18 protein-coding genes and 1 tRNA gene are annotated in these 14,868 nt (G+C 65.7%); 11 read left to right on the top strand and 8 right to left on the bottom strand.

The window, feature by feature from the left end:
• Both AC6I9R_RS10345 and AC6I9R_RS10340 read left to right on the top strand, forming a co-directional pair.
• A complete protein-coding gene (locus AC6I9R_RS10345; protein WP_461425491.1) occupies nucleotides 1–1,017 on the top strand; it encodes an imelysin family protein in 1,017 nt (338 codons plus the stop codon).
• Between the two features lie 3 nt (nucleotides 1,018–1,020).
• Nucleotides 1,021–2,097 (top strand): DUF1513 domain-containing protein, encoded by a 1,077-nt coding sequence (locus AC6I9R_RS10340; RefSeq protein WP_461425490.1) that lies wholly within the window; start codon nucleotides 1,021–1,023, stop codon nucleotides 2,095–2,097.
• Nucleotides 2,098–2,298: 201 nt separating this feature from the next.
• Here AC6I9R_RS10340 and AC6I9R_RS10335 read toward each other — a convergent pair.
• A tRNA-Thr gene (locus AC6I9R_RS10335) sits at nucleotides 2,299–2,374 on the bottom strand.
• Between the two features lie 198 nt (nucleotides 2,375–2,572).
• Here AC6I9R_RS10335 and AC6I9R_RS10330 point away from each other — a divergent pair.
• Entirely contained in the window at nucleotides 2,573–3,448 is an 876-nt protein-coding gene (locus tag AC6I9R_RS10330) for a hypothetical protein (RefSeq protein ID WP_461425489.1), read from the top strand.
• Nucleotides 3,445–4,224: a GNAT family N-acetyltransferase gene (locus tag AC6I9R_RS10325; protein ID WP_461425488.1), complete on the top strand. Its 780-nt coding sequence runs from the start codon at nucleotides 3,445–3,447 to the stop codon at nucleotides 4,222–4,224. The genes AC6I9R_RS10330 and AC6I9R_RS10325 overlap by 4 nt, the downstream gene beginning before the upstream one ends.
• An 85-nt stretch (nucleotides 4,225–4,309) precedes the next feature.
• Here the strand turns inward: AC6I9R_RS10325 and AC6I9R_RS10320 are convergent, their stop codons facing one another.
• Nucleotides 4,310–4,594 (bottom strand): DUF2312 domain-containing protein, encoded by a 285-nt coding sequence (locus AC6I9R_RS10320; protein ID WP_461425487.1) that lies wholly within the window; start codon nucleotides 4,592–4,594, stop codon nucleotides 4,310–4,312.
• Between the two features lie 129 nt (nucleotides 4,595–4,723).
• Here AC6I9R_RS10320 and AC6I9R_RS10315 point away from each other — a divergent pair, with 129 nt between their 5' ends.
• Together AC6I9R_RS10315 and ggt are read left to right on the top strand one after the other, a co-directional pair.
• A complete protein-coding gene (locus tag AC6I9R_RS10315) occupies nucleotides 4,724–4,939 on the top strand; it encodes a hypothetical protein (protein ID WP_461425486.1) in 216 nt (71 codons plus the stop codon).
• 88 nt (nucleotides 4,940–5,027) lie between these two features.
• Nucleotides 5,028–6,815 (top strand): gamma-glutamyltransferase, encoded by a 1,788-nt coding sequence (gene ggt / locus AC6I9R_RS10310; protein WP_461425485.1) that lies wholly within the window; start codon nucleotides 5,028–5,030, stop codon nucleotides 6,813–6,815.
• Between the two features lie 216 nt (nucleotides 6,816–7,031).
• On the opposite strand, the gene AC6I9R_RS10305 is transcribed toward ggt, so the two are convergent.
• Genes AC6I9R_RS10305 through AC6I9R_RS10295 form a run of 3 tightly spaced genes read right to left on the bottom strand, consistent with a single transcriptional unit; the run spans nucleotide 7,032 to nucleotide 9,034 of the window.
• The gene (locus AC6I9R_RS10305) at nucleotides 7,032–7,556 is read right to left on the bottom strand and encodes an ester cyclase (RefSeq protein ID WP_461425484.1); all 525 of its coding nucleotides are present in this window, start codon (nucleotides 7,554–7,556) and stop codon (nucleotides 7,032–7,034) included.
• Nucleotides 7,557–7,605: 49 nt separating this feature from the next.
• Nucleotides 7,606–7,980 carry a hypothetical protein gene (locus AC6I9R_RS10300; protein ID WP_461425483.1) on the bottom strand — a complete coding sequence of 125 codons (375 nt, stop codon included), beginning with the start codon at nucleotides 7,978–7,980 and terminating at the stop codon, nucleotides 7,606–7,608.
• A gap of 1 nt (nucleotide 7,981) precedes the next feature.
• Nucleotides 7,982–9,034 (bottom strand): ABC transporter ATP-binding protein, encoded by a 1,053-nt coding sequence (locus tag AC6I9R_RS10295; protein WP_461425482.1) that lies wholly within the window; start codon nucleotides 9,032–9,034, stop codon nucleotides 7,982–7,984.
• Nucleotides 9,035–9,147: 113 nt separating this feature from the next.
• On the opposite strand from AC6I9R_RS10295, the gene AC6I9R_RS10290 reads away from it, so the two are divergent.
• Nucleotides 9,148–10,143 (top strand): ester cyclase, encoded by a 996-nt coding sequence (locus AC6I9R_RS10290; RefSeq protein ID WP_461425481.1) that lies wholly within the window; start codon nucleotides 9,148–9,150, stop codon nucleotides 10,141–10,143.
• Between the two features lie 11 nt (nucleotides 10,144–10,154).
• Here AC6I9R_RS10290 and AC6I9R_RS10285 read toward each other — a convergent pair whose 3' ends face one another.
• On the bottom strand, nucleotides 10,155–10,484 hold the full coding sequence (locus AC6I9R_RS10285) for a TraR/DksA family transcriptional regulator (RefSeq protein WP_461425480.1): 330 nt from the start codon (nucleotides 10,482–10,484) through the stop codon (nucleotides 10,155–10,157).
• A gap of 181 nt (nucleotides 10,485–10,665) precedes the next feature.
• Here AC6I9R_RS10285 and AC6I9R_RS10280 point away from each other — a divergent pair, with 181 nt between their 5' ends.
• From AC6I9R_RS10280 to AC6I9R_RS10270, 3 genes are read left to right on the top strand one after another with little or no spacing between them, the layout of a single operon-like run.
• Nucleotides 10,666–11,118: a protein tyrosine phosphatase family protein gene (locus AC6I9R_RS10280; RefSeq protein ID WP_461425479.1), complete on the top strand. Its 453-nt coding sequence runs from the start codon at nucleotides 10,666–10,668 to the stop codon at nucleotides 11,116–11,118.
• Entirely contained in the window at nucleotides 11,115–11,996 is an 882-nt protein-coding gene (locus tag AC6I9R_RS10275; RefSeq protein ID WP_461425478.1) for a DMT family transporter, read from the top strand. Before AC6I9R_RS10280 ends, AC6I9R_RS10275 begins: the two co-directional genes overlap by 4 nt.
• Before the next feature lie 4 nt (nucleotides 11,997–12,000).
• Nucleotides 12,001–12,906, top strand: a complete 906-nt coding sequence (locus AC6I9R_RS10270; protein WP_461425477.1) for a lysophospholipid acyltransferase family protein — start codon at nucleotides 12,001–12,003, stop codon at nucleotides 12,904–12,906.
• Between the two features lie 11 nt (nucleotides 12,907–12,917).
• Here the strand turns inward: AC6I9R_RS10270 and AC6I9R_RS10265 are convergent, their stop codons facing one another.
• Together AC6I9R_RS10265 and AC6I9R_RS10260 are read right to left on the bottom strand one after the other, a co-directional pair.
• Nucleotides 12,918–13,667 carry a DUF1223 domain-containing protein gene (locus AC6I9R_RS10265; protein WP_497863104.1) on the bottom strand — a complete coding sequence of 250 codons (750 nt, stop codon included), beginning with the start codon at nucleotides 13,665–13,667 and terminating at the stop codon, nucleotides 12,918–12,920.
• A 57-nt stretch (nucleotides 13,668–13,724) separates the two neighbouring features.
• A complete protein-coding gene (locus AC6I9R_RS10260) occupies nucleotides 13,725–14,174 on the bottom strand; it encodes a methyltransferase family protein (protein WP_461425475.1) in 450 nt (149 codons plus the stop codon).
• Nucleotides 14,175–14,252: 78 nt separating this feature from the next.
• On the opposite strand from AC6I9R_RS10260, the gene AC6I9R_RS10255 reads away from it, so the two are divergent.
• Nucleotides 14,253–14,846 carry a tyrosine-protein phosphatase gene (locus AC6I9R_RS10255; RefSeq protein WP_461425474.1) on the top strand — a complete coding sequence of 198 codons (594 nt, stop codon included), beginning with the start codon at nucleotides 14,253–14,255 and terminating at the stop codon, nucleotides 14,844–14,846.
• The last annotated feature ends 22 nt before the right edge of the window (nucleotides 14,847–14,868 follow it).

Genomic DNA, 14,868 nt, shown 5'->3' with positions numbered 1-14,868 from the left:
ATGCTTCGACGCCTACTTCTCTGCGCCGCTCTCGTCCTCCCGCAAAGCGCTGCCACTCAACCCGTTCCAAACATCATCTCCGAGGCCGTCGAGACCCACATCCTGCCGCGTTACGCGGCCTTGGTAGCCGATACAGCCGCCATGGCCTCGGTGACCCAGGAGGCGTGCCTGCCCGGCGACCCGGAATTCGAAGCCGCCTTTCACGCGGCATTTGACGCTTGGATTGATGTGAGCCACATCACCTTCGGTCCGGTGGAAACCGATGGGCGCTACTTTGCCCTGTCGTTCTGGCCCGACACCCGCGGCATGACGGGGCGCAGCCTTACAGGCCTTATCGCGGACGAAGATGCCGCCGTTGCCGATCCCGCCGAATATGCCACGGTTTCCGTAGCCGCCCGCGGCTTCTACGCCCTGGAATTCCTTCTCTACAACCCCGAAGTTTCATCTATGGGAAACCCTGCGTATCGCTGTGCCCTGGCGCAAGCCATCGCGACCGACATCGCAGCCACCTCGCAGCTGATCCATGACCAGTGGTTGAGCGAGTTCGCGCCCCTCATGCTCTCCGCGGGTTCCAACGAACGGTTCCAAAGCCCGGACGAGGCCATGCGGGTCCTGTTCGGAGCGCTCACTACGGGTTTGGAATTCACCGCCGATCTTCGGCTCGGTCGGCCCTTGGGAAGCTTCGAGGCGCCACGACCGAACCGGGCCGAGGCGCGTCGCTCGGGACGGTCCGCCAGACATGTGGATCGATCACTGCAGGCCCTGGCCGACCTGGCCCGGATCCTGTCGCAAACGGACCCAGAGCTTCAATCGGACATCGACGCCCAATTCTCCTCCGCCGTTGAAAGGTTGCGGGCGTTGGAAGAGCCCACCTTCGCAGCCGTGGCTGATCCCCAGGGGCGCATCCGGATCGAGGTGCTGCAACAACGTATTCAAGATGTGCGGGCCTTGATCGCAACCCAACTTGGGCCATCGCTCGGCGTCGCTGCCGGGTTCAACTCTTTGGATGGGGACTAGTCCATGAACCGACGGGACTTGATGGCCGGGATCGGTGCTGCAACTCTGATCCCGAACGTGACCTGGGCAGATGCCCATGCTCCGGCCTTCCTGTCCGCTGCCCGGCACTCAGACGGCAGCTACCACCTCTGCGGCCTCGCAGAGGACGGCTCTGTCCTTTTCAACCTGCCAATTCCTGATCGTGGCCATGCCGCCGCCGCCCATCCCGAACGCCCGGAAGCCGTCGCTTTCGCGCGCCGCCCCGGCCGCTTTGCGTTGGTCGTCGATTGTGTCCGCGGCATCGAAGTGGCCCGTCTCACGCCGCCGCCCAACCGGCACTTCTACGGCCACGGCGTGTTTTCCCAGGACGGAAGTCTCCTGTTCACGACGGAGAATGATCTCGACACGCTCGAAGGCCGCATCGGTCTTTGGGATGCGCGGCAAGGCTATGCCCGCCTGGGTGATGTGCCGTCAGGAGGCATTGGACCGCACGACGTGACCCTGCTGCCCGGCAGCGACACGCTCGTCATCGCAAACGGCGGGATCGCCACGCATCCCGAAAGCGGGCGCACGCCGTTGAACCTCGCGACCATGCGCTCAAATCTCGCCTACGTTGATGTCGATCAGGGCGTCCGGGACATCGTCGAACTCGATGATCCCCTGCGCATGAACTCCATTCGCCACCTCGATGTGACGCCCGACGGCAGGGTGGCAGCGGGCCTCCAATGGAACGGCCCCGATCAGGAACACCCTCCCTTGTTGATGCTGCATTCCCCAGGCGCGCGCCCGCAGATGCTGGAAGCCCCGCAAGCCTCGCATCGCCAGATCCAAGGATACGTCGGCAGCATCGCTTTTCTGGACGCGGGCCGGCTCATCGCAGTGACCTCGCCCCGCGGCGGTTTGGTTCAATTCTTCGACGCGACACTCGGGGCCTGTATCTCCCAAGCCGAGGTGAATGACGTATGCGGACTTGCAGTGTCACGCTCCGGTCAGGCACTGCTGACGAGTGGGCTAGGCCGTGTGATCACCCTTTTGGGCGCTACACCAGTCCACGTCGAAACAACGCGTTGGGCATGGGACAACCACCTCGTGGTTGTATGACGCCGTCGCGAGATCAAGGTTTTTCATAGTCAATCTCCACGAAGGCCGCCATGGCTGCCGTCAGTGGTCTTCCCCCAATAACGCCCCCAATCTAGGGGCATTTCTTGGGATGAAGCTGGACCAATCCGGACAACATCTCACCGCAAGGCCCCGCAAATATGTGCCCTGCCGGATGTCTTCATCCATGTTCGGATTGGAAAATGGTGCCCCCACACGGACTCGAACCGCGGACCTACTGATTACAAATCAGTTGCTCTACCAGCTGAGCTATAGGGGCACATGGGCGCGCAATCTGCGCCTCAGGCGCGCTATAGCAAGGTTTGGCGCTTGCGGGCAACGGGGAAAACGACGGCAGGCACCAAGACCGGCAGGGCCGGGTCACAGACAAGCGCGGGGCGCCGATAGAACGGCAATTGCGCCCGCTTGCGCCTCGGGTATACACTCCCTGAAAATAGATCAGGGCAGTACACAGGCCATGCAGGTTGTCTATCATCTCGGCGCGCCCTGCACCGACGCCGATCAACTGATTATGTCGTTGCTCAAGAACCGGTTGCGCCTTGCGCAGGCGGGCATTTGCGTGCCGACGCCGGGGCGCTACCGGGCGGTCATCCGCGACACCGCGCGCGCGCTCAAGGGACGCCCGGCGGGGGAAGACGTGCAGGATGCGCTGCTCGATGCCATTGTCGATGACGCCGAGGTCGACAGGCTGGTCCTCTCCGATCCGCGGTTCGTGTGCATCAACCGCCTCGTCGTGCAAGGCGCGCAGATCTGGCCGATGATCGAACGTGCCGCCACTGGCCTGCGCGCGCTTTTCCCCGAGGCGCAGGTGGAGTTCTTCATCGGCATGCGCGACCCCGCCACCCTGATCCCGGCGCTTTTCAAGGCCTCCCGCTTCTCGGATTTCCGCGAGTTCACCGAGAACATGCAGCCCCACGCCGTCGCCTGGTCCGAGACCCTGCGCCGCCTGCAACTGGCCCACCCCGATTGCCGCATCACCACCTGGTGCAATGAGGATACGCCGCTGCTCTGGGGTGAGATCCTGCGTGAAATGGCGGGCGTTGGCCCGACGGCGGATCTGGACGGGATCGACGATCTGGCCGCCTCGATCATGGAGGAAGAGGGCTATCGGCGCATGCGGGTCTGGCTGGATGACAATCCGCCTGAAACCGAAACCCAGCGCCGCCGCGTCCTGGCCGCCTTCTTGGAGCGCTACGCCAAGGAGGGTGAGATCGAAGAGACGCTCAACCTGCCCGGCTGGACCGAAGCGCTGATGGATGACATGTCCCAAAGCTATGATGAGGATATGGACGTGATCGCCCGCATCCCCGGGGTGACTTTGCTCGCCCCATGAAAGCGCCAGAGCGCTTTCAGACCGGCCGCCTGAGCGCCCTCAAAATCGCACAGGACGATTTGCCTTTCGTCGTGAAGCTGATGTCGGACCCCGCGATGCACGGGCACAGGCCCGACCCGACGCCGCCCACCCCCGAGGCCATCGCAGAGACCCTGGCCCAGGACCTACGCCATTGGGATACCCACGGGGTTGGGCGCTGGTGTGTCCTGGCCGATGGCGCGCCCCTGGGCCTGGCCGGGCTGACCCATCGCGGGGGGTATCCGGGGCTCAACATCTCTTACCACATCGCGCCTGGGGCCTGGGGCCACGGCTATGCCAGTGAGATCGCCGAAGGCCTGGTGCAATTGGCCGAGGATCATCGCCTCGCGGCCTACCTTCACGGCCTCGTGCGGCCCGTCAATCCCGCCTCGGGCCGGGTTCTGCGCAAGGCCGGGTTTCGGCGCGTGGCCACCCTGCCCCACGGCGGCGCCAACACGGACGTGCTGACGCGGGCCTTGGGTGGCGCGGATGAGATCCTGTTCTACGGTGGCGCGTGGAAACCCCTGGTGACGCGCCGCGCCGACGGGCGGTTGATCTACGAGGTCCCCGTCGCCTCGGGCCATGCCGACTATCGCGTCGAAATTCCCATCGCGCCCCGGGACCTGCAGGCGCTTCTGACCCACCCCGGCCGGGCCGATCAGGCCTATGCCCAGCTGCACCCCAAAGCACAGGCGAACCGCGCCGACATCGGCGCCCTGCGCGACCTGCTGCGCCACATGATACACGGCAAGAGATAGCCCGCCGCCAAGGCAGGGCCTTCAAACGCAGGGCGCATTGGACCGATCCGTTACCTTGGAACGATCACCGCACCCAAGAAGGCGTTCAGCTCATCCCGAGCGCTTCTTTGTACATCTCCAAAACCGCCTCTTCCTCGGCGATGTCATCGGGCTCGCGCTTGCGCAGCGCGATCACTTTGCGCATCACCTTGGTGTCGTAGCCGCGCGCCTTCGCCTCGGCCATCACTTCTTTCTGCTGATCGGCAAGGTCCTTTTTCTCGGCCTCCAACCGCTCCATCCGCTCGATGAACTGGCGCAGCTCATCTGCTGTGACGCGGTAGCTGTCGGGGCGGGCACCGCCTTCAATCGTGTTGTCTTGCATGTCATCCATCGGGGCTCGGACCTCTTTGTTGCGGTGGCATCTCGAAGCCCCTTCCGTAGCCGCGCCGCCCGCCCCCCGCAAGGCTTGCGGTCGGCCAAGACATCACTAGTGTCGCGCCAGGCAACAAGAGGTGCACAGATGGAATGGTTGGTCTGGGGCGGCGCAGCGGTAACCGTTATCGGCCTGGGATTGCTGGGATATTGCATCTATGAGGCCTTCGCTGCCAAACGCTCAGGGTTGGAAGACGACGCCATGCGCGCGCGCCTGCAACGGGTCGTGGCGATCAACATGGGCGCGTTGTTTTTATCGGTCCTGGGCCTGATGTGCGTGGTCCTAGGCGTTTTCCTCGGCTGATCACCGCCTGCCTGGACGCTGGGGGCTTTTCCTTTGGGTGCCGTTGCGTCACCCTGCAAGACCTGTCCCCTAGCCTCGGAGAAGCCCCATGCGCCCAACTCTGCCCCTGATGCTCGTCGCCATGACTTGCGTTGCGCCCGCCTTTGCACAGCAAGCCGCCGACGCCGTCGACCCGGAAATTGCCACCGAAACAACGCCCTACGCCCTGTCTGACCGCGCCGCCGCTGCCATGGCCGCCCGCGATGCGGGCGATCCCGTTGTGGCGCAGGACTGGATGGTCGTGGCCGCCAACCCCCTGGCGGTCGAGGCCGGGGCCGACGTTCTGGCCGCCGGCGGCACGGCAGCCGATGCCATGATCGCCGTCCAGGCCGTGCTGGGTCTGGTGGAACCGCAGTCCTCCGGCCTCGGCGGCGGCGCGTTCCTCGTCTGGTATGATGCCGCTAGTGGAGAGCTCACCACCCTCGACGGCCGCGAAACCGCCCCGCTCGCCGCCACGCCAACCCTGTTCCAGACCGACGACGGCGAGACCATGGGCTTCTGGGACGCGGTCGTCGGCGGGCTCTCCGTGGGCACCCCCGGCACACCCGCACTGATGGAAGACGCCCACCGCCGCTGGGGCCGCGCCAATTGGGGCGACCTTCTGGACTCGGCAATTGCCCTGGCCGAGGACGGCTTCCAGGTCTCCCCCCGCATGGCAGGCTCCATCGCGGGAGATGCCGAGCGGCTCTCCACCTTCCCCGCCACCGCCGCCTATTTCCTACCCGGCGGCACGCCGTTGGCCGAAGGCAGCACCCTGATGAACCCCGCCTATGCCGCAACGCTCCGCGCCATGCAGGCCCAGGGTGCGGACGCGATCTACGAAGGCCCCATCGCCGAAGGGATCATCGCCACCATCCGTCACGCCGAGGGCAATCCCGGGGTCCTGTCGATGCGCGACCTCGCCGTCTACGAGGTGATCGAGCGCCCCGCCGTCTGCGCCGAATTCCGCGATATGGACGTCTGCGGCATGGGCCCGCCTTCGTCCGGCGCGCTGACCGTGGGCCAGATCCTCGGCATGGCCTCCGCCTACGACCTGACGACGCCCGAGGACCCCAACGCCTGGCGCATCATCGGCGACGCTTCCCGCCTCGCCTTCGCCGACCGGGGCCGCTACATGGCCGACAGCGACTACGTGCCGATGCCGACCGAAGGCCTCGTCGATCCTGCCTACATCGCCGAGCGTGCTGCCCTCCTGGAAACCGACATGGCCCTCGAAGAGGTCGCGCCGGGCACCCCCACATGGGACCACGCGATGCTCTACGCCGATGACCAAAGCATCGAATTCCCCTCCACCTCTCACATCTCCATCGTCGACAGCTACGGCAACGTGCTGTCGATGACGACCACGATCGAAAACGGCTTCGGCTCGCGCCTGATGACGCCCGGCGGGTTCCTCCTCAACAACGAACTCACCGACTTCTCCTTCCGCACCCATGCCGACGGCGTGCCCATCGCCAACCGGCTCGAGCCCGGCAAACGCCCCCGCTCCTCCATGTCACCCACCATCGTGATGCAGGACGGCCAGCCGATCCTCGCCATCGGCTCGCCCGGCGGCTCGCGCATCATCGGCTACGTGGCCACCGCCATCATCGCCCACTACGACTGGGGCCTGGACATCCAGGACGCCCTCGCCCTGCCCCACGCCGTGAACCGCTTCGGCACCTACGACGTGGAAGAAGGCACCGAGGCCGAGGCCCTCGCCCCCGCCCTCGAGGCGCTGGGGTACGAGGTCAACATCCGCGGCCTCACCTCCGGCCTTCACGCCATCGCCATCACGCCCGAGGGGCTGATGGGCGGCGCCGACCCGCGCCGCGAAGGCATCGCTTTGGGAGAATAAGACAGCACCAAGCCCAACCCTGCCTCCGGCGGGAGTTGTATTTAGCAAGATGAAGCCAGGAGCGCCCCTCCCCTTCATCTTGCCCTTACAACTCCGGGGGTCTGCGATCTTTTCCCCTTGGAAAAGGCGCATAGGGGGCAGCGCCCCCTCCCGCCCCCTTGGGGGGCGGCTCTTGAACAAAAAACTTGCGGCGCAAGCCGCTCAATTTGTGAAGACTCAGGGCGCGGGCGGCACCGCGCGGCCCTCGTCAAAGGCTTCCCAGCCCTCGCCGCCAAACACATCCACGCCCAATTGCGCCAGGACGTCGGGGAAATCGACCATGACGTAGTTGTCGACGATCTTGCCATCGACCACTTTCCAGAAATCCATGTAGCGGATGCTCACCCGTTTGCCCGTGGGCTCCACGCCCATGAAGCGGCCCGAATGCGTCGCTTCCTGGCGCCCGAACGCCGCCGCCCATTCGCCCATGTAGAGCCGCGCCTCATCGACGCAGACCTTGTCCGAGAACGCGGCCTGGAACGGCTTTTGCCAGTTGTCCTGGAACTCCCGCAGCCCCTTCTTGGTGCCGCAGCCCCGGTTGCCCATCCACTTGAAGCCCTCGGCGAAGAACTCGCCGATATCGGCGATCCGGTGGTCGTTCAGCCCGTCCACCATCCCCTCGATCACCGCGCGGGTGGCCTCGGTCTTGTCCATGTCCGTGTCGCGGCTCAACACCGCCTGCTCGGGACGCGATCCCCTCATCGTCATTTCTCCTTGAAAGATAGCCTCAGGCCGATCCCGGCGGCCTGCCTTAGTGTCGTCTGATCCCCCGCCGTCGGTCCAGGGCCTGGCGCAAGCGGGTAATGTCATCGGCGGGCCAGCGCCCGGTCTCCAACCAGGTGATCGTCGCTTTCCAGGCGCGGAAATCCCTCAGTTTCGGCGGTCGGAACCGCACCCCCACCCGTTTGGCCGTCCCGCCGCAGGAGGGGCAGGTGCGCCTTTCCCTGCCGTAGGTGTGAAAGTCCTGCAGCGTCTTGAGACAATCGAGGCACAGCCACTTGGTGCGATGCACCGACGCCGGGGTCTCAGCCCTCAGCGCCGCGCGGGCGTGCTTGGGGTCGACGTTAAGGTAATGACCGCCCTGCGGGCCCGGTTGCCAGCGTTTGCCGTAGAGATCACGGCCCATGTCATCCCCCGACGCGGTCGCCCGTCGTGGCATCGAACAAATGCGTGATCCCCTCGGGCAGGCTGATGCCAACCGCTTCACCGATCTTCGCCCGGTAATCCTTGGCCGCCTTCACCGCCACCATCGCGCCGCCGGCGCGCACCGTGACCATTGTCGCATCGCCCAGAAGCTCCATGGAGTATACCGGCGCGTTGATCGCGCCCTGGCCCGCCTCCGTCACCAGCGCATCCTCGGCCCGGAACCCCAGCGTGACCTTGCCGTTTGGCCCCGACAGGCCCGAGACGTCTACGTTGTCGCCCTTGAAGGTGCCATCGGTGATCTCCCCTTCCATCAGGTTCATCGCCGGAGAGCCGATGAAGCCCGCCACGAAGGTGTTGGCCGGTTTGTCGTAGATATCCGTGGGCGTGCCCACTTGCTGAACGACACCCGCTTTCATCACCACCACACGGTCGGCCAGGGTCATCGCCTCGATCTGGTCGTGGGTCACGTAGATCGTCGTCACCTTCAACTCATGGCTCAGGTTCTTGATCTGTGCCCGGGTGCTGACCCGCAGCTTTGCGTCGAGGTTGGACAGCGGCTCGTCCATCAGGAACACCTGAGGCTCGCGCACAATCGCGCGGGCCAAGGCCACGCGCTGGCGTTGGCCGCCCGACAAGGCGGCGGGCTTGCGGTGCATGAAGTCTTCCAGCTCCACCATCGCAGCGGCACGCGCCACGCGCTCCTCGTGCTCGCTCTCGGGCACTTTGCGCACCTTGAGGGGGAAGCGAATGTTCTCCCACACCGTCATGTTGGGGTAGAGCCCGTAGCTTTGGAACACCATCGCCACGTCGCGGTCCTTGGGGTCGAGCGCGGTGACCTCCCGGTCGCCAATCCAGATCTCGCCGTCGGTGGGGTCTTCGAGGCCCGCGATCATCCGCATCGTCGTGGTCTTGCCGCAGCCCGACGGGCCCAGCAGCACCAGGAACTCCTGATCCGCGATATCCAGGTGGAAATCATCCACGCCAACAAAACTGCCCCACCGCTTGGCGACATGTTTAAGCTGAATCTGTGCCATCTGAAGTACCCCTCGCGCCCATGTGTCATCTGCATCTAGACAGCCCCTCGCAACTGACGCAAGGTTTTTGCATAGGATTGCAAAAAAACGAGCGGGCCGGGAAGATGCGGGATTTGGGTCAAGACAAGGCACGGGTGTGGGCGCATTTGACGGCGCTGGCACAGGGCGGGAACGTCGCGCAGGCCTACGCGCCTGATGCCGTGGCAGAAATCGCCCATCCCTATGGCACCAGCACCGGCGCGGAGATCGCGCGCTTCTATGGGGATCTACACCGCGCCTTGCCCGATGCCGAATGGCGGCCCGAGATCTTCATCGCGGGCGACAACCACCCCGATCCGCGCACCGACGCGCAAAGATTCTCTCCGCTCGTGGGCTCTTTCGGCCATTGGCAGGGCACGTTCACCGAGCCGCTCTTGGGCATCGCGCCCACCGGCGGGGCTGTGCATCTGCGGATCTGCGAGGTCCATCACCTCAACGAGGCGGGCCAGATCGTGCGGGCCTGGATCTTGCCCGATTTCCTCGACCTGATGGATCAGGCGGGTCAGTTCCCGCTGCCGCCGATGCCCGGCGCGCCCGGCATGTGGCCCGGCCCCAAGGGCGCGGGCGGGGTGCGGATGGGCGAGGTCGACGTGGTGGGCGGCACTGCGTCCATGGCGGCGGTGCTGGACATGCACCACGGGCTCAACACCTATGTGGGCACGGACGTGGCCAAGCTGAACATGGACCATTGGGACCCGAACTTCATGTATTATGCGGCGGCGGGCATTGGCATCTGCCGCGGGGTGGAGGGCTTTCGCCGCCACCACCAGATCCCGTTTCGCGAGGCCGTGCCGGACCGCCACTCCAAGGGCCATTTCGTGCGCATCGCCGATGGCCGTTTTGCGCTGACCGGCGGGCGGCTCTACGCCACCCAGACCGGCCCCTACCTAGGGATGCCCGCCACCGGACGGGCGGTCTGGATGGACGTCATGGACTTCTACCATTTCGACGCCGCCGGGCTGATCACCGAGAACTGGCTGCCCTTTGACATCCCCCTTATGGCCCATAAACTGGGCGTTGATCTGTTCCATCCGGGCGCAACCGCCGGTGCCCGTGCACCCCGCGCATGATCCTTTTCCCATCACGCCCGCTCCGCTGCGCAGTCGCGACAAAGCGGCGTGAACGGCAACACGTCCAACCGCTCGGCCGAGATTTCTTCCCCACATGACGTGCAAATGCCGAACTCGCCCCGGTCCATGCGCGCCAAAGCCGCCTGGATCGCCGCGACCTCGGCCTCGCTGGCATGGCCCAGGCCTTCCAACACCTCGTCGCCTTCCGACTCGATCGCCCGGTCTTCCCAATCCCGGGTCTTGGGCACATCCAGCTCCGCGTCGATCCGGCTCATCCGTTGGGTCAGGTCCTGCAACCGTGCCAACAACGCCTTGCGCCGTTGTTTGAAGTCGTCTCGCATCCCTGCGCACTCCTCTCCATGGCCCCTGACGGCGCCCTCTGGGGATAAACCTGCCAAAGCACCGCGCGCCCCACCTTGATATGCATCAAATGGAGCGCCCGACTTTCCCGCGCCGCGCTCTGGCCCTTGGCGCTGGGATCGGGCAGGTTGCGCCCACACGCATCAGCCCGGGACTTGCCCCATGGACCTTCGCCAAATCACCACCACCTATTCCGTCACCCCGCAGATCGAGCCTGCCGATGTCGCCACCCTCGCGGCGATGGGCGTCAAGACCTTGATCTGCAATCGCCCCGATATGGAGAACCCGCCCGCGCTCCACGCCGCCGTCTTCCAGGCCGAGGCCGAGGCCCATGGCATCGATTTCATCTACAACCCGTTCCAGGGCCACACCATGAGCCAGGATCACGTGGATGAGCAGGTCGATGCGCTGGCCGATGCGGAAGGCCCCGTGGTGGGCTACTGTGCCTCGGGTAACCGCTGCACCGTCGTCTGGGCCTTTGGCGCGGCAGGCCATGTGCCCGTCGATACGATCATCGAAATCGGCACGTCCCACGGCTATCCGTTCGAGCAACTCCGCCCCGCGCTGGAGGCCGCCGCCGCGCGTAACACTGCCCCCGAGCAATCTGGCGGGTGAAAAACCTCTCCCCCACCGCCCAGGGCATCCTCCTGATGCTCTCCGCGATCCTTCTGTTCTCGGCGATGGACGCCGTGGCCAAGATCCTGACGACGCGGTTCGACGTGATGCAGGTGGTCTGGGCGCGCTACGCCGGGCAAATGCTGGTGGTCGCGCTGATCCTCGCGCCGCGCCTGCGCGCGCTGATCCGCACGCGGCACCTGGGGCTGCAACTGCTGCGCTCGGCGTTTCTTTTCACGGCAACCTGGTGCTTTTTCACCTCGCTGTCGTTCATGGAAATCGCCTCCGCCACCGCCGTCATGAACATCCACCCGGTCCTGCTGACCCTGGGCGCGGCGCTGGTCCTGCGCGAACGCCTCGGCCCGCGCCGGATCCTCGGCATCGCCCTGGCGCTGACCGGCGCGTTGATCATCATCCGCCCCGGCGGCGACGTGATGTCATGGGCCTCTCTCCTGCCGTTGGCCGCCGGGTTCTGCTACGCCTCCTACGCGCTGACCACGCGGTTTCTGGGCCGGGATGAGCCGATTCTGACCTCGTTCCTCTACACAGCCCTCATCGGCACGCTGGCGGCCTCCACCCTTGTCGTCCCGGTCTGGCAACCGCCCGCCGCCACCGATTGGGGCATCTTCCTGGGCCTCGGCATCGTGGGTGCTGCCGGGCAATTCCTGCTGATCCGGTCGCTCACCACGGCCGAGGCCGGGGCCGTCGCGCCCTTTGGCTATGTTGGGATCCTCTATTCCACAATCTGGGGCCTGATCCTCTTTGCCGAGGTGCCCGACGCCACGACGTTTCTGGGCGCGCTTGTGATCGTGGGGGCCGGTGTCTATGTCTGGCACCTCGAAACCCGCTTATCTGCCGCCCCTGCCCCCGGAGCGTAATTCCATGTCCACACCCGGGCGCAAACCGTCTGACTGGCTGATCGACCGCCTGTGGCGCGGGCTGATCTGGGTCGCCCTGCGCCTGCCCCACCGGGCCCGCGTGGCGGCCATGGGCTGGCTTTTTCGCACTGTCGTCGGGCCATTGACCGGGCGCAAACGGCAGGCCGACAAGAACCTTGCGATGATCTACCCCGACATGGCCGAGGCCGAGCGCGCCCGCCTGACACGCGCCGTGCTGGACAACGTGGGCCGCGTGGTGATGGAGAACTACGCCACCCCCCACCAGATGACTCGCGCGCTGATGTGGGAGCCCACCGGCCCCGGATGGGCCGCCTGCGAGGAGGCCCGGGCCGAGGAGCGGCCGATTCTTTTCATCTCGGGCCACTACGGCAATTACCAGGCCGGGCGCGCGGCACTCAACGCGCGCGGCTACCGGATGGGCGGGCTCTACCGGCCCCTGAACAACGACTACTTGAATGCCCACTACATCGCGACGATTGAAGACGTGGGCGGCGGTGCCTTCACCCGTGACCGGCGCGGGCTCGCGGGCTTCGTGAAACACCTGCGCTCGGGCGCCCAGGGGGCGATCCTGATCGATCAATACCTTTTTGACGGCAAGATATTCGAGTTCATGGGCCACCCCGCCCCGACCTCGACTGCCGCCGCCGAAATGGCGTTGAAATACAACGCCTTGCTGGTGCCGATCTATTCCACGCGTCTGGAAAACGGCCTCGATTTCACGATCGAGCTGGAAGCGCCGATCCCCCACACCGATGCCGATACGATGACCCAGGCGCTCAACGACAGCCTGGCGGCGCGGGTCCATGCCGCGCCAGAGCAGTGGTTTTGGGTTCACAATCGCTGGAAGCCCGAACGGGCCGAGAAGGCAGCCGCGCGGGCGCCGTCCTAAAAACTGAAGTCCTAGTCCAACCGGGCCGCGCCCAGAATCGCGCCATGGCCGTCGGTCTGCACGATCACCACATGGGGCATATCGCCCGTGGGCAGGACCTGCGCCTCAAACGCCTGCGCGCCGGACCAATCCGCCACGACCTGCCAGGACCGCACGACGTTATGGTACGCCGTCGATAGCCCTGCGTTTTCGCCGCGGGTGATGTCGACATGTTCCTGGGGCGAATAGGTGACGACCTGCACGATCATCTGGGGCGCCTGCCCCTCTCCGATCCAGACCGCGCGCACTTGCCATCCGCCCTGCTCGGGCGTCGTCTCCACCGAGACGGGGTTGGCAATGCTGCGATGGGCGGCAATCGCGTCGGCGACTTCCATGGTGCGGTTGCCGATGACGTGGTCGACGCCGCCAATCACCATCTGCGGCGTGTAGACGACTGTGGACCCCGCCGCCTCGCCGTAGGCGTGCTGGCGCTGGGTGAAGGCGGTGTGGGCAAAGGTATCGGCCCAGCCGATGTAGTCCCAGTAATCCACATGCAGCGCCAGGGCGATGACGTCCTCGCGCTCGGCCAATTCGCCCAGAAGCGCATCGGCGGGCGGGCACAACGAGCACCCCTGCGAGGTGAACAGCTCCACCACGACCGGGTCATCGGCCAAGGCAGGCGTCGCGAAAACCGCAAGCGCGGCGGCGCTCAGTATCCCAAAGCGGTGCGTCATAAGGTGGTCATCCGTCCGTTGTCCCCGGTCCATCGATAGGTAGGGCATCGGCGCGGCGAAGGCCAATCAAGCGTTCGCGAGACAGTGTGACAAAACGCGTGAGCCCTAGACCCACCGGCGCGTGGCCGCCAGATAGGCGCGCCCCTCCTCGCCGAACGCCGCCAGCAGTGCGGCCTCTTCCGGCTTGGCAAAACGCGTTGTCAGAACCAGCAGAAACAGCGGCGGCAACAGGGCCGGCGACAGGGCGCCAAGCCACAGGACCTGCCCTGTCAGGATCACAATCATGCCCAGGTAAATCGGGTTGCGGCTCAGCCTGTAGGGCCCCTCGATGATCAAGGTGCCCGGCGTGTGGTGCGGCTCGATGGTGGTCTTCTTGCGCCAGAACCACCACGCCGACCAGAAGATCAGGCCAACGCCCGCAATCGCAACCAGCGTTCCTATAGTTTGCAGCGCGCCCGCGCGCACCGTCAGGATCGGCACGAGCCGCGCCATGGCCCATGCCAGGCCCATGAACGCCAGAAGCCACAGGGGCGGAAGATCGGGAAAGCCTTTCATCCCTGCACCTTGGCGAGGCCAGGGGCCCCGCGCAAGGCCGCTGGACCTCACGGGGCCGTGCATGATACCGCGACACCGATGACGCAGACGCCTCCCCGCTCCGCCCTCCGGCACTGGTTCCTCTATTGGTTCAAGGACCACGGGGCGTTGCGCGCGCTCTGGACCAACTTCCACAAGCTGGACGCGGACGTCTGGCGCCAGAACCATCCCAGCCCCGCGCGGCTGGCGCGCCTGAAGGCGAAGGGCGCGGCCTCGGTCCTGACCCTACGCGGGTCGACCTCGGTGCCGAGCCTGCTGGAGGCCCAGGCCTGCGCCGATCTTGGCCTGGAGTTCCGCGCGCTGGAAATGCGCGCCGTGATCCTGCCCCGGCGTGAGGCGCTTCTGGGCCTGCTCGATGCGATCCGCGAGATGCCCAAACCCATGGTCATCCACTGCAAATCCGGCTCGGACCGGACGGGCCTTGCCGCCACGATATATCTGCATGTTTTCAAGGGCGTGCCCCTGGACGAGGCGCGCAAGCAACTGGGCCTGCGCTACATCCACAACCCGTTCGGGCGCGCCTCCATCGTCAACCTTCTGCTCGACGCCTACGCCCAGGCCCACGCCAGCACCGGCATCGGGTTCGAGGAGTGGGTCCGCGATCACTACGACCAGGTCGGCCTGATGTCCTGAAACGCAAACGGGGCCTCCGAAA

Source organism: Gymnodinialimonas sp. (assembly GCF_059726805.1).
This window is presented reverse-complemented; position numbering and strand designations above follow the sequence as displayed.

Excerpts from the sequence above, each read along its gene's own strand:
- AC6I9R_RS10345 (WP_461425491.1), top strand. The coding sequence starts at position 1 with ATGCTTCGACGCCTACTTCTCTGCGCCGCTCTCGTCCTCCCGCAAAGC.
- AC6I9R_RS10340 (WP_461425490.1), top strand. The coding sequence starts at position 1,021 with ATGAACCGACGGGACTTGATGGCCGGGATCGGTGCTGCAACTCTGATC.
- AC6I9R_RS10330 (WP_461425489.1), top strand. The coding sequence starts at position 2,573 with ATGCAGGTTGTCTATCATCTCGGCGCGCCCTGCACCGACGCCGATCAA.
- AC6I9R_RS10325 (WP_461425488.1), top strand. The coding sequence starts at position 3,445 with ATGAAAGCGCCAGAGCGCTTTCAGACCGGCCGCCTGAGCGCCCTCAAA.
- AC6I9R_RS10320 (WP_461425487.1), bottom strand. The coding sequence starts at position 4,594 with ATGGATGACATGCAAGACAACACGATTGAAGGCGGTGCCCGCCCCGAC.
- AC6I9R_RS10315 (WP_461425486.1), top strand. The coding sequence starts at position 4,724 with ATGGAATGGTTGGTCTGGGGCGGCGCAGCGGTAACCGTTATCGGCCTG.
- ggt (WP_461425485.1), top strand. The coding sequence starts at position 5,028 with ATGCGCCCAACTCTGCCCCTGATGCTCGTCGCCATGACTTGCGTTGCG.
- AC6I9R_RS10305 (WP_461425484.1), bottom strand. The coding sequence starts at position 7,556 with ATGAGGGGATCGCGTCCCGAGCAGGCGGTGTTGAGCCGCGACACGGAC.
- AC6I9R_RS10300 (WP_461425483.1), bottom strand. The coding sequence starts at position 7,980 with ATGGGCCGTGATCTCTACGGCAAACGCTGGCAACCGGGCCCGCAGGGC.
- AC6I9R_RS10295 (WP_461425482.1), bottom strand. The coding sequence starts at position 9,034 with ATGGCACAGATTCAGCTTAAACATGTCGCCAAGCGGTGGGGCAGTTTT.
- AC6I9R_RS10285 (WP_461425480.1), bottom strand. The coding sequence starts at position 10,484 with ATGCGAGACGACTTCAAACAACGGCGCAAGGCGTTGTTGGCACGGTTG.
- AC6I9R_RS10280 (WP_461425479.1), top strand. The coding sequence starts at position 10,666 with ATGGACCTTCGCCAAATCACCACCACCTATTCCGTCACCCCGCAGATC.
- AC6I9R_RS10270 (WP_461425477.1), top strand. The coding sequence starts at position 12,001 with ATGTCCACACCCGGGCGCAAACCGTCTGACTGGCTGATCGACCGCCTG.
- AC6I9R_RS10265 (WP_497863104.1), bottom strand. The coding sequence starts at position 13,667 with ATGCCCTACCTATCGATGGACCGGGGACAACGGACGGATGACCACCTT.
- AC6I9R_RS10260 (WP_461425475.1), bottom strand. The coding sequence starts at position 14,174 with ATGAAAGGCTTTCCCGATCTTCCGCCCCTGTGGCTTCTGGCGTTCATG.
- AC6I9R_RS10255 (WP_461425474.1), top strand. The coding sequence starts at position 14,253 with ATGACGCAGACGCCTCCCCGCTCCGCCCTCCGGCACTGGTTCCTCTAT.